Here is a 12,532-nt window from a genome sequence, read left to right as displayed (position 1 = left end):
TTGGCGGGAGATTTTGTACCGGTTGGCGGCTTCGGTGACGCTGAGTCCAGCATCTCGGATTTGGTGGACGATGACGTGGTTTCTCGACATGATCAAGTGTCAAGGATGTCGCAACTCATGAGTCAAATATGTTTTGAAGCTCGACACTCTCCCCGCCACAGAGAAAAAGTGGAGATCCAATTGGATCTCCACTTTTGTTTTAAGTCGTTGTCCGATGACCTCAAACTGATCAAAGAAGTGTTCCCATCAGTCTGCGCCGGCTATTGGTTCGGACTTCGGAAATCCTTGTCAAATGAAATTGCTCTGCGTTAGGGTTCAATCAGTTTCTGGTTTTAATGGCGACGGAGGCCAACATGGGTCGGACACGAGTGCATAACCTCTTCATTTCGTTAGACGGCTACGCCGCAGGAGATCGAGTGACCTTTGAAGAGCCGATCGGGGGAGCGGCTGCACTCTTTGCAAGATTCGATGGGCGCGTCATTCACGGGATTCAGGGGCTCAGCGATCCTGTCACGGTGGATCGCGCATTGTTCAGCATGTGGGGGCAGGGAGTCGGAGCCGAGATTATGGGGCGTCGCAAGTTTGGCCCGCAATCAGGACCATGGCCCAGTGACGGATGGAACGGCTGGTGGGGAGAAGCTCCACCCTTTCGAACCCCGGTTTTTATCTTGACCCATTACCCGCGAGAAACACTCAAATTTACTAACGGCACAAGTTTCCATTTTGTCGATGCGACTCCACATGATGCCTTACGCATGGCGCAAGAAGCGGCAGCCGGGCTAGATGTTCGCATCGGGGGTGGGCCATCGACCGTCAATGAATTTCTCCGCGCGGGCTTGATTGACTTCCTTCATCTGGCGATTGTCCCGGTAGTGCTGGGCTCTGGTGTGCAAATCTGGGATCAACTAGTAGGTATGGAAAATCGTTTCGCGGTCGAATCGATTGGCACTGCCAGCGGGCTGACACATCAATTGTGGAACCGAAAAGTCCGTACATAATTACCCTACTTCCCATCATATTTTCTCAGGGGAGCTGGATGTTGTTCGAGATCTTCTTTGGCAGGACCTAGGACCTAGGACCTTAAAACGAGGCGGTGGACGCGCGTCCGCTCCCGCTCTCGCCACCAGACGGTAACGACTGCGACTCGGTAGCGCGGTAGTCGCAGATTTCTTATGATCTGCAGAAAGCAATGTGCACGTCCTGCTCTGTCAGGTTCGCCCCCGTGGACGGGGAAGCTCTCAACCGTATGTTTCTTTAACCGGCTGTCTGCGGGTGGCTAAAGACGGCAGTGGAGTACTCTTGGCCGGAATCTCTTCCGGACAAATCGTCAATTGTCCGGTGCCCGTGTAATCGCGGGAACTCAGATTTTGCTCATCCTTCGTGGGGCTTCGGGTGCACACGTGCTGAACCACGAGCAGCTCGAGGCTGACACTCGCAACATTGACTCGGCCCCGGACATTGGAGCGGATGCCCTGGTTCGAGATGGATCACTTCTTGGGAACGGCATTATTAACGGGGTATCTCTGAATTCTTGGGTGGACGCGATCTGGCCTCGTGAGTGGGCTTGAATATCCGCCTAGTGTCCCCACCAATTGCCCCAAACCCAAGGGTGTGACGCAAGACATGGCCTGTCGATTCGCCATGGAGTTTATGAGTTGGTAATGTTGTATTTACCGACGCGGGGTGGAGCAGCTCGGTAGCTCGCCGGGCTCATAACCCGGAGGTCAGAGGTTCAAATCCTCTCCCCGCCACAGAGAAAAAGTGGAGATCCAATTGGATCTCCACTTTGGGTTTAAGCTTCTATTTTTGGGCGAATAATGGGCGCCGGATCTGTTCATGATGAACAAATCCGGCGCCCATTGCCATGCTGGGAGTCTAGCTCTCCAACGCACCGGTCTGATTAGCCTTCAGAGCCGCCAGCCGCGCCTCAACCTCAGTCTGCTCACCGAGGTCTTCCAATGACTCAAACTGAGCGTCCAGACTGGACGAGGCCAACTCGGAGGCACCTCGCACCTTAGCTTCTTCACGGCGGATCTTTTCCTCAAAGCGGCTGATCTCGCTAGTCGGATCCATCATATTCACTGACTTGACGGCCTCGTTGACCTGGTTCTGCGCGTTTGCGGACTTGGCACGAGCAACGAGTTCGTCGCGCTTGCTGACCAGTTCGTTGCGCTTTTCCTTCATCTGGTTCAGGCCGGTCTTCAGCTTCTCAACGATTTCGCGCTGCGAGGCGATGGTCGGGTTAGCGGTTTTCATCTCGCTTTCGGCCTGCATCTGACGCTGAATGGCAACCTTAGCCAAATTGTCGAATTTCCCGGCGTTGTCGGCATCGTTTGCGCTGCGGAATTCGTCGGCCTTGTTCGAGGCAGCCAGGGCTTTAGTTCCCCAGTCGCCAGCGGCCTGCTCATCTTCGCGGTAGTCGTCTTCCAACATGCGCAGATTGCCGATGGTCTGGGCGACAGCCTGTTCAGCTTCTGCAATGTTGTCGGTGTAGTCGCGAACCATTTGATCCATCATCTTCTCTGGATCTTCGGCAGAATCCAGAATTGAGTTGATGTTGGCCTTTGCGAGCTGGGCAACGCGTCCAAAAAGTGATTGCTTGGTCATGTGTAGACCTTTCTATACGAAATAGTATTGCTGAAATTTGCGTACTACTGAGATAAAACCGCGTAACTCTAGAAACTGCCGCCGGCACCTCCGCCGAAGCCTCCACCACCTCCGCCGCCGCCAAATCCGCCACCGAATCCTCCTCCGCCGCCGCCGAAGCCGCCGAAGCCGCCTCCGCCGAAGAACCCACCGTCGCCGCCACCGTGGTTTCCACCTCCGCGGTTTCCTCCGCCGAGAATCGAATCGATGAGGATACCTCCAAGGACGGCGCCACCAATTCCGTCGAACATGCCTCCACGGCCTCGGTTGGAACCGCCAAAGTTACCTAATCCACCGTCGCCACCGAAGCCATTGACGTCTTGTTCGGCCATGCGAGCTGCCTGATCAGCAAGCTGGCTAGCACGCTGTGCTGAAGCAACTGCCTCAGAGGGATTCTGCGATGCTAAGGACAGCGCTTGATCGTAGGCGCGCTGTGCCTCAGCTAGGCGGGTACGTGCCGAGGAGCGGACGCCGCCGCGACGAGCACGAATGTAATCTTCAGTGCCTTGAATCCGCGAAGCCGCAGTGTTAAGCAAAGACTGCAGCTGATTACGGGCGGCTTGGTCCTGCTGGGCGCGATCACGAAGCGAGCCCAGAGCAGAAGCTAACGGAGTCGTAGAATCATCGAGCGCAGAGATCAAGGCCAGCGGATCATGCTTATCTGCGCGTAGCGCTTGTTGAATCGTGGCCAGGGTGCTTTCTACCCCGGCGATGGGACCCGCCAGATTAGGTTGTGAACCATTAGCTACCAGCGCTTTAGCCTGTGCGAGGTCCCGAGCGGCTGTGGAAACAGCTGATTCCAAATCATTGTCTGCCTGGCGAAGAGCGGTCGCGGACTTACTGATTGCGGCCAACAGGACTTCGGCCTGATCATGGGCTTCTTCAGCATTCTGAATCAGCAGGGCTGCATGTGCACGGTCGGTGCCGAGCTTTTCACGTGCCTGCTTCAGAGAGGACGCTGCAAAGGTTAGTCGTTCCGAAGCCTGCTCAGCGTTATCGGTGATCTGTGAGACCGCGCTGTCCTCATACTTAGTCGTCAACACCTCAAGCTCGGAGACCCGCTGTGAAAGCTGCTGCGCAAGAGGTTCCTTTTCGGCCGCGACTTCTTCAATTCGAGTCTCAGCATTTTGCTCTAGCTGACGTAGATCTTTGAATTCACTAGCATGCTTTTGCAAGTTGTCGTTAACTTGACCGCATCGATTGATGATTTCGCCGAGCCAGGAGCGCTGATCTTCCTCGGTGTCGGGAATATGATCGTCAAGTTGTTGCTGCAGGCGGAAGGATTCCACTAGGTGTGTTTTGGCTTCGGCCAGGTCCTCGGAGAAAACCTTGACGGATCCAGCACCATATTGAGCTTCAGCAAATCCTAGTTCCTGCTCGGAAGAGCGAATTGAATCATCGGCTGCGACAAGTAATTGATCGGCTCGCAGTCGAAGGCTCTCCAATGACTCAAGCTGCTGGGGCTGCCCAGTGCTTGGGTTTCCTTGAGGGATTTGGTTAGTCTTTTTCTTGCTTCGGCGCGAAAGGAAGACATAGCCGGCTACGGCTACGCCGCCAATAATGAGAAGAACCCAGAAAACGCTACCGCCGGAGCTTGAGGAACTGGTGGCACTGCCACCATCGGCAACATTTGCGATACCTTCAATTGCTCCTTCAGCGGCGCCCGACCAATCTTTCTTCGCGAGGGCTGGGGAGATCTGCTTTGTATAGATTTCTTGGGTGTAAGCGGTAAGCGGACCATTTTGGTGCCCGGCGAAGTTTGCCTGGCGCTGTTTGGTTGCTACCACCAAGATTGCGTCGGAACTGCCCATATTCTTATTCGCAGCAACTTGTTCAAGCCATTTGCCCGGGTTTGAAGGGGAGGTAAACTCGTCAACGTAAACGACGAACAGGCTAATGCCAGTGTCATCACGAAGTGTCTTAATGTCGTTTTCGAGTTTATTTTCATTGCCACCGAGAACCTGGGCGTTGTCGACAACAAAGTCCCCAGGTGGGATGGTGACAGGGGGTTCTGCAAAAGCTGGTGCTGATGCTCCCAGTGATAATGCCACCACCGTTAATGCTGCAGCAGTTATTCGCCGCGCTTTGGAAATCATTGTCGTCCTCACCTGAATTGCTGATTCGAACGAATAAAACAGCCACTCGTCCAACCGCTTTTACCTACGATTACTTTGTTAGCTCAATTCGATTCTATTTGGCGCGCATGCCAGCGTCCATGCTATTCAGCTGCGAGAATAGTTAACTCACAGCCAGCGCTAAGTTATCCCTCTCAACAGCCACAGTTCGACCGTGAATAATAAAACTCAAGAGATACGATATTCGAAAGAGGTATGACGATGAGCCAGTCACCAGATGAACCACGAAACAACGACTTGGGCCAACCCGAGCAGCCCGAAGATATCGGTCAGACCCCGAATCATGCTCAAGAGCCACGGGTCGCTCCTTCCAACGGTGCACCTCAGAGTCCTGAAACCACGCCGATTTCAAATGTCGACCCAACTCGCAATCATGAGCGCGTCAGCGACAGTGGCAACGCAAGTGACCAGCCGACCGATGTGTATTCCCGACCGGCAAATCATGCTGAACCGCAGCCGGCGGCAAGCGACTATGGACAGGCCTCGGAGCAACACCATTCAGCAGCTACTGGGTCAGCCTATGGTGCAGCAGGATATGGGCACTCTGACCAACACTCAAACTATCCAGTCCCGCCTGAACGTGCGCCGAAGAAGAAGTTTGCTGGCAGTACCTTGATTGCCGGAATGGTCGCTGCAGCTTTAATTGGCGGCGTGACAGCGGCTGGAACCACGTATTTCATAAATGATGGCGGCAACGCCAGCAGTACTTCGGTGCAGACACCCCAAAACGGCGTGGTCATCAACAATCCTGACTCCGTCACTGCGGTAACTGCTGCAGCTGCAAAGGCTTCGCCGAGTGTGGTGACCATCGAGGCCTCGGGCAATGGCAGTGGGGGATCGGGTTCGGGAATTATCCTTGATACTGAAGGCCATATCCTTACCAACACTCACGTCGTGACCCTCGGGGGAGAAACAGCCAATCCAACCCTGAGCGTCCGTCTGAGTGACGGAAAAGTGCACCAGGCAAAGCTGGTGGGTACAGATCCACTCTCAGATTTGGCAGTGATCAAGATTGATGCGTCAAACCTTGTCCCAGCAACTCTTGGCAAGTCCTCGGCACTAAATGTTGGCGACACCGCGGTGGCCATTGGCGCACCTCTTGGGCTGAGCGGTACGGTAACCGACGGCATTATTTCCACACTTAACCGCACCATCTCGGTGGCGTCCTCGGCAGTGCCGAAGGAGAACGCACAAGGCGACGGACAAGGTGGCGGTGACAGCCAGTACAACTTCGAGTTCCCAGGTATGCCTAAACAAGATAATCAATCCAGCCAAGGATCGATCTACATTAACGTCATGCAGACAGACGCGGCGATTAACCATGGCAACTCGGGCGGCGCACTAGTCAATGACAAGGGCGAGATTATTGGCGTGAACGTTGCGATCGCGTCCAGCGGTTCGGGAGGATCAGAATCAGGTTCCATCGGTGTCGGCTTTGCGATACCCATCGATTACGCACAGCGCATCGCCAACGAGATAATTGCCAATGGCTCGGCCACCCACGGACTCCTGGGAGCAACGGTACAAGCCCAAGCGGCCTCCACCGATTCGGATGCCTCGCAGTTCAGCGTAGGCGCAGCAATCCAGGAAATTTCGCCGAACTCAGCTGCCGAAAAAGCAGGGCTGAAGTCCGGAGACATCATCACAGGTGTCAACGGACGAGCCATTCAAGACTCGCAGACATTGACTGCTGCCATACGTGAAGTACCAGCCGGCGGCAAAGCCGATATTACTTATACCCGTAATGGCGCTGAAAACAATGTGAGCGTAGAAGTCGGCTCACTGAAGTAGCCCAGTCAGGTATACGGCAAGCAATTAAATATGGTGTGGTGCAGAGAACAATCGCATCACACCATATTTTCTGCCTTAAAATCGAAGTCATCGGCCTATATAGATACGATAGTAGGCGGAGCACGGAGCAATGCTTAGTGAAGCAATCTTGATACAACTCCGAAGCTATAAAAACGTACAATTACCCTGCCTAAGGCAGCCTCAGAAATGTGACGATGCGACGCATGCTTGATCCAAATGACTTCATAAACCCGGCAACTCAGCGAGTGCTGGCATTTGCCGCACACCCCGATGACCTAGATTTTGGTGCTGCAGGTACGGTCGCGGCCATGACCGCAGCTGGTATTGAAGTGCAATATTGCATTATGACGGACGGCGACGCTGGCGGTTTTGATGACCGGGATCCGGCCGAAACGGTTCGCTTGCGACATGAAGAACAACGTGTCGCAGCTGCTCGCGTGGGCGTGAGCACGGTGCACTTTTTAGGTGAACGCGACGGGTTTCTAGAACCTAGTCACCACGTGATGCGTCAAATTGTGCGTCTAATCCGCCAGTTTAAGCCGCAGATTGTCATGGCCATGCATCCCGAACGCAACTGGGAGCGGATACAACGCTCCCATCCCGATCACCTTGCCTGTGGTGAAGCGGTAACGCGTGCTATTTACCCAGCAGTGGAAAACCCCTTCTCTTATCCTGAGCTTATAGCTGAAGAGGGTCTGCAGGCCTATAAAGTGCCGTGGCTTTGGTTCTATGGTGCTCCGAGAGAACGTGAAAATGCCTTCATGGATATCAGCAACTTTTTTGAGTCGAAGATGGATGCCTTGAGAGCCCACTTCACCCAACATCCAGATGTAGGAGCCATGGAGAAGTTCGTCTTAGAGCAATGCCAGGCGAACGCAGAGCGTGGGAAAAAGCCTGCAGGTTCGCTGGCTGAAGCGTTCCATTTGGTAGCGGTCAATGCTGACGACACGATCGCTGGCTTCTAAGGTAGATTGCCAGTTTAAACATTGAGGCGCTGGTTCTCTTTCGGGAACCAGCGCCTCAATCATCTGAAGTTTTGTATGAGCTCTCAGTAACTCAACGATAGATCGTTATTCTTGTGGCTGTTCAGCTTGGTTCAGCGGCAAATCTACCGAGGCTTCGGTTTCTTCCGAGGGTGAGGCTGGAACTTCGGAGCCTTCTATGGTGATGTGTACCGCAACGACATCATCAATGGGGGACGATCCTCCCTTGACGTCTTCACCAGTGGTCTTGGCTACCACGCTGATGCCACCTTCTTCAAGAATGGCCCACACCACGTACTGTTCTGACGCATCAAGTGCAGGTAGCGAGGACAGCTCAATGCCCAAAGCGTTCTCTTGCTTTGAGGTGCTGATTATCGCTTGACCGCCACTGCGCAAATCAACGGTCTGGCTGACAACATCCGAAGCTTTTGTGGCCTTAGTAGCCTTGGTTCCTCCATTGAGCAGAGAGAACGTTACTAACGCCAAGACGACCACGATGATCAGACCGATGAGTGCAAAGATCCAGCGTTTTGGCCTGACGCGCCGTTCGGCACGGGAGCTCTGGGAGACTTCACTGACCAGATCCAGACCTAGATTTTCGTCCTGAGGCTCGTCGCTGTGCTGCGAAGGGCTACGGTTCATTGTTTTGGAATCTCCCGAGAAGTTGTCGGTCTTTTTGTCATGTGCGCCAAAGCGAACATACTCAAAAGCTTACTTTATAAAGATTGGGTAAAGCTGTGTACTAGACCGGTTAGTGCTGGTATTTTAAGCTCCGGCAAACCCATGTTGACGCCAGGCTTCATAGGCAACGACGGAAGCTGTATTAGCTAGGTTCAATGATCGTCGCCCGGGAAGCATAGGGAGTCGAACCAAGTCTGTTACTCGCGGGTGCGCCTTGTCTTCGGCACTGAGGCCAACTGATTCTTTGCCGAACATGAGAATGTCACTGGGTTCATATGCCACATCCGTGTACATCGTGTTGCCCTCAGAGGTGAATGCGAAAACTCGACCCTCACCTAGGGATTCAAAAGCCGCATCAAGATTTTCATGCACGGTAACCACCGCAAGATCATGATAGTCCAAGCCGGCACGTCGGAGGTTGGCATCTTCAAAGTTGAAGCCCAAGGGCTTGACCAAATGAAGCTCGGCACCGGTGATGGCAGCTAGACGGATGGCATTACCGGAGTTGCCAGGAATTTCGGGGGCATTAAAAAGAATACGGAACACATCAACCAGTTTAAGCTCTAAGTGCCAGAAAACTGGTATCAGTACATTCTGTCGAGGAGTCGAGCAAGTACCGGACGATCAACAATGTTCGGTGACGGGCCCGAACCGAGGAAAAGTTTCAACTCACGAATCAGACCAGCAGCGTTCAACACGTTCGGACTGGAGGATAACGTGGGATCTGCCCGGCGGTGGTATTCAATGACCGGCTCATGTGGATTTCCGTTGCCAGCAATTACCAAAGTAAAAGCCACGACGTTCATCTGCATGAAGGAGCGCTGCATGCCGGTGATGTTCAATGCCGGTGGCTGCGTCATCTTATTTCCATGGCGTAAGACGTTGCCATCAAACGAGTAGTAGCCTTCAGGCAGAGTCATCGTATTGAGCACCGCCATACGGTAGCCGGCAACCAACACGTGGTCGAAGTGTCCACCACCCGGGGCGTTGAGTCCGTTGACTAAACGTGCAGCGGGAAGAATGTTGAGTACGTTTTTGGTCAACAAGTTAATGGTGTGAGTCTCCCGCGACATCCGCGACCGTGAACTAAACAGTCCTCGCTTACGCGGTTCACCATGCACTCGCTGGATCGAGCGAGCCCTGTCAAGCGATGTAAACGAAGCATCATCGAGCCGTGGTTCATACTCAGTTGCCAACTGCGCCTTGGGATGCTGAGGAGAAGTACGTAGTTTCTCGTCATAGGCACGCGAGGCGGTACCTGCCCGTGGTGCCTGGCCAGGAGCCTGAAAAGACTTTTCAAACTTATCGTTGCCGTGTTCATCTGAAAGGATCTGGTAGGCCTGCTGGACCGTTTTGAATTGCTCCTCACTGCCGCCTAAGTCGGGGTGAGAAGCGCGAGCCGCTCTGCGATATGCAATCTTGATATCTTCAAGGCTTGCACTCTGGGGCACGCCAAGAATTTCGTAGGGGCTTGGCGAACTCATGATGCGGATATTTCCTCTCAAATGGGGCGTTTTCCACGACCGATGTCGCTGGATCAAAACCCCATTAGAACATTTTAGCTTCCACTAATAGTAGTCAGCTTTTTCGCACCATGATGTTTGCTGGGTATTGTCTATTCTTATGGTCCCACCGGCTGAATATCAACGTATCCACCTCGTCTTTCATCCCAATTCGGGTAAGGGGCTAGGCGCACGCCGCGTCGCGGAACTTGAAACACTGCTTTTCTCCCTGGGGTTGCGTCCCCGAAGGCTAGATACTTCGAAGATTTCCGGCAGTGAGCTTGGAGAAGCGCTCGGCCAGGCCGACGCCGTAGTCGTTATCGGCGGGGATGGACTGATCCACCACGTGATCACGCATCTGGCCCGAACACGCACTCCCATGGGCATCGTGCCAGCCGGCAGCGGGAACGACACCTGGAGAATGTCCTCAGCCCGGACGGTCGAGCAAACGATACAGAACATTGCTCGATTCCTGACGGGAGGAATCGAAGCAAAGCCAGTAGATTTGCTTGAACTGAAATTTGCCAACCAAGATTCGCAGGCCAAGCTCGCCATCGGTGCCGTGTCGTGGGGCTTTGAAGGCTTGGTGAATGGACGAGCCAATAAACTACCGCGAAGCCTTGGCGCGCTGCGGTATCTGGTCGGGCTGGTGCTCAGCCTACCGAAGTTGCAAGCTCGCCGGACCGTGGTGCACAGCGAAGAATTCGACTTCCGAGGGCAAGTTTATGCCGCTAGCATTGCCAATATTCGCTCCCTAGGTGGCGGGATCACTTTGTTCCCCCAAGCGGATTACACCGATGGCTTAGCGGATATCTCCTTGGTGAGCGGAAACCGATTAATTAAGGTGTTGCCGTACGTAGGACATATCCTCAGCGGCAGAAAGCATCCGTACCGGGAAATTGCTCGCAGCTCACAGGTCAACGTGCAAACCGCGGAAGCCAGCTATGCGGACGGCGAGCTCCTTGGGCGCGGTGATTTTGAACTCTCGGTGCTGCAGCATGCGCTCTCGCTCATTCCTGGCGCCGATAGTCGCTGAAGAGCATCGAATCTTCTTCACATAACGAATGCAGGCGTAAGTGCCGGACTGCTTCCTGGGGTCCGTGGGCGATCCTTTGACCGGAACCGGCCAGCACCATGGGGGAAAAACTCACACACAACGAATCGAGACGGTCTGCTGCGATGAACTGGCCCAGCAAATGCGGACCACCCTCGGCATGGATGAATTCAAGTCCCCTAGAGGTGAGGATTTCAACGATTTCCTGTGGGTCGCAGCCTTCATTCACTTCGGCAACCTGAATGACTTCAACCTGTGCAGGGAAACGCGCACGGTCCTGCGCGGTAATCTCTGCGCTGGTAAAGAGCAATACCGGCACCGGGCTGAGCGTGAAGACTTCGTTTTCCGGTTTCAGATGGAGCCCATGCGAAACGATGGCTAATACCGGTTGAGCCGACATCCCACGCGATTGCCGCCATGCAATGTCCTCGGCACTGACTAGATCTCCTGCGTAGCCTTCGGCACGTACAGTTCCGGCACCGACGACGATGACATCGGCTAAACGGCGAAGTAAACCGAAGATGCGTTTATCGCCGGGACTGCCCAAACCTCCAGATAGTCCCTCACGCTGTGCACTTCCATCCACGCTGGAGATGAAATTAAATCGGATGAACGGACGCTGCGATGTGGCATAGCGCGCTAAGAGATACGCATCGTCGACCATGGGCGATGATTCAGGAAGCAGTGAACGCAAGGGGTTATCCTATCTGCTGGTTTCTCGTTCTGGATGAGCCGGTGGATTAACCTCGCCCATATTGTGAATTTGGTACACGGGATCGCGCCAGCCTTGAGCCGCTTCGATCAGCCGGACTGTCTGAACCGACTCGACGATATTGTGCATTCTAATGATTCTTGCCCCGCCCATAATGCACATGGTGGCCGCCACCATTGAGCCGACTAATCGCTCAGATTTTGGCAGGTCAAGAGTTTCACCGATGAAGTCTTTATTTGAAACCGCCGCAAGCGCCGGATAGCCTAACGCGGCAATTGCTTGGAAATTCGCAGTGATATCCAACGTGTGCCGAGTGTTCTTGTTCAGGTCATGACCCGGGTCAATAATGATTTTTGACGCATCGATGCCAGCGTCCAAAGCCAACTGCACTTTTTGTTCAAGGTAATCGCGTACCTCCGCCACGACATCCTGGTAATGCGGATGCGGGTAGATGGTACGTGGCTTCGCTAGGGAGTGGGTCAACACCAGATGAACATTGTTCCGTGCAACTACCTGGGCCAGCTGCGGATAAGCCAGACCCGTGGTGTCGTTGATGGCATCGGCTCCAGCGTCAATGGCTGCTTGGGCAACTTCTGGTAAGAAGGTGTCGGCAGAAATCACCACATCACTGTGCTCGCGTACAGCTCGAATCACCGGGACGATGCGCTCAGCTTCTTCTTGCCACGGTAACTCTGGTCCGGGGGAGAAAGGTACCCCACCAATGTCCACCCAGTGTGCACCGGCCTGGACAGCCTGCAGCGCTGAGGCCACCGCCGCATCCAAACCGAAGGTAGATCCGGCATCATAGAACGAATCCGGAGTGCGGTTGATCACTGCCATCACCGCGATTTCGCGTGAAAAGTTGATGCTTCGACGCGAAAAGTGGTGAACCGGAACCTTGAGTTCGGGCATTAACATTGAGCTGGTCTCCCTCGATCCGCGGACGCGCCGCTGAGCTGTGCTTCCTCCATTCATATCACTGGACGCATCACCGATGCGGGATATGA

At 54.1% G+C, this 12,532-nt stretch carries 12 protein-coding genes and 1 tRNA gene; 6 read left to right on the top strand and 7 right to left on the bottom strand.

The window, feature by feature from the left end; all coding sequences use genetic code 11:
• The 3 genes from VJ369_RS08270 to VJ369_RS08260 all read left to right on the top strand — a co-directional run.
• A partial coding sequence (locus VJ369_RS08270; protein WP_324091604.1) for a hypothetical protein occupies positions 1–312 on the top strand: 312 nt, incomplete at its 5' end.
• A gap of 41 nt (positions 313–353) precedes the next feature.
• Positions 354–998 carry a dihydrofolate reductase family protein gene (locus VJ369_RS08265; RefSeq protein WP_324091603.1) on the top strand — a complete coding sequence of 215 codons (645 nt, stop codon included), beginning with the start codon at positions 354–356 and terminating at the stop codon, positions 996–998.
• Positions 999–1,677: 679 nt separating this feature from the next.
• Positions 1,678–1,751: transfer RNA gene (locus tag VJ369_RS08260), tRNA-Met, on the top strand.
• 124 nt (positions 1,752–1,875) lie between these two features.
• Here the strand turns inward: VJ369_RS08260 and VJ369_RS08255 are convergent.
• Both VJ369_RS08255 and VJ369_RS08250 read right to left on the bottom strand, forming a co-directional pair.
• Positions 1,876–2,607 (bottom strand): PspA/IM30 family protein, encoded by a 732-nt coding sequence (locus tag VJ369_RS08255; protein ID WP_096253856.1) that lies wholly within the window; start codon positions 2,605–2,607, stop codon positions 1,876–1,878.
• 68 nt (positions 2,608–2,675) lie between these two features.
• Entirely contained in the window at positions 2,676–4,742 is a 2,067-nt protein-coding gene (locus tag VJ369_RS08250; RefSeq protein ID WP_324091602.1) for a TPM domain-containing protein, read from the bottom strand.
• Between the two features lie 240 nt (positions 4,743–4,982).
• Between VJ369_RS08250 and VJ369_RS08245 the strand changes: the two genes are divergently transcribed.
• Entirely contained in the window at positions 4,983–6,572 is a 1,590-nt protein-coding gene (locus VJ369_RS08245; RefSeq protein ID WP_324091601.1) for a trypsin-like peptidase domain-containing protein, read from the top strand.
• Positions 6,573–6,796: 224 nt separating this feature from the next.
• Complete coding sequence (locus VJ369_RS08240) at positions 6,797–7,558, top strand: PIG-L deacetylase family protein (RefSeq protein ID WP_324091600.1); 762 nt, start codon at positions 6,797–6,799, stop codon at positions 7,556–7,558.
• A gap of 105 nt (positions 7,559–7,663) precedes the next feature.
• Here VJ369_RS08240 and VJ369_RS08235 read toward each other — a convergent pair whose 3' ends face one another.
• From VJ369_RS08235 to VJ369_RS08225, 3 genes are all read right to left on the bottom strand, one after another.
• Positions 7,664–8,218, bottom strand: coding sequence for an anti-sigma factor (locus tag VJ369_RS08235; protein WP_324091599.1), 555 nt, complete (start codon positions 8,216–8,218; stop codon positions 7,664–7,666).
• Between the two features lie 123 nt (positions 8,219–8,341).
• Entirely contained in the window at positions 8,342–8,803 is a 462-nt protein-coding gene (locus VJ369_RS08230) for a tRNA (cytidine(34)-2'-O)-methyltransferase (protein WP_324091598.1), read from the bottom strand.
• A gap of 38 nt (positions 8,804–8,841) precedes the next feature.
• Complete coding sequence (locus tag VJ369_RS08225; protein WP_324091597.1) at positions 8,842–9,741, bottom strand: J domain-containing protein; 900 nt, start codon at positions 9,739–9,741, stop codon at positions 8,842–8,844.
• 127 nt (positions 9,742–9,868) lie between these two features.
• Between VJ369_RS08225 and VJ369_RS08220 the strand changes: the two genes are divergently transcribed.
• Entirely contained in the window at positions 9,869–10,795 is a 927-nt protein-coding gene (locus tag VJ369_RS08220) for a diacylglycerol/lipid kinase family protein (protein ID WP_324091596.1), read from the top strand.
• Here the strand turns inward: VJ369_RS08220 and VJ369_RS08215 are convergent.
• Both VJ369_RS08215 and folP read right to left on the bottom strand, forming a co-directional pair.
• Complete coding sequence (locus VJ369_RS08215) at positions 10,770–11,507, bottom strand: dihydrofolate reductase family protein (RefSeq protein WP_324091595.1); 738 nt, start codon at positions 11,505–11,507, stop codon at positions 10,770–10,772. The two genes, VJ369_RS08220 and VJ369_RS08215, sit on opposite strands and share 26 nt — an antisense overlap.
• A 9-nt stretch (positions 11,508–11,516) precedes the next feature.
• Positions 11,517–12,443, bottom strand: a complete 927-nt coding sequence (gene folP, locus VJ369_RS08210) for a dihydropteroate synthase (RefSeq protein WP_324091594.1) — start codon at positions 12,441–12,443, stop codon at positions 11,517–11,519.
• Positions 12,444–12,532 lie beyond the last annotated feature (89 nt).

Source organism: Glutamicibacter sp. (genome assembly GCF_035257265.1).
Taxonomy (GTDB): domain Bacteria; phylum Actinomycetota; class Actinomycetes; order Actinomycetales; family Micrococcaceae; genus Glutamicibacter.
The sequence above is the reverse complement of the archived record's forward strand: the minus strand, read 5'-3'. Positions and strand labels throughout refer to the sequence as shown.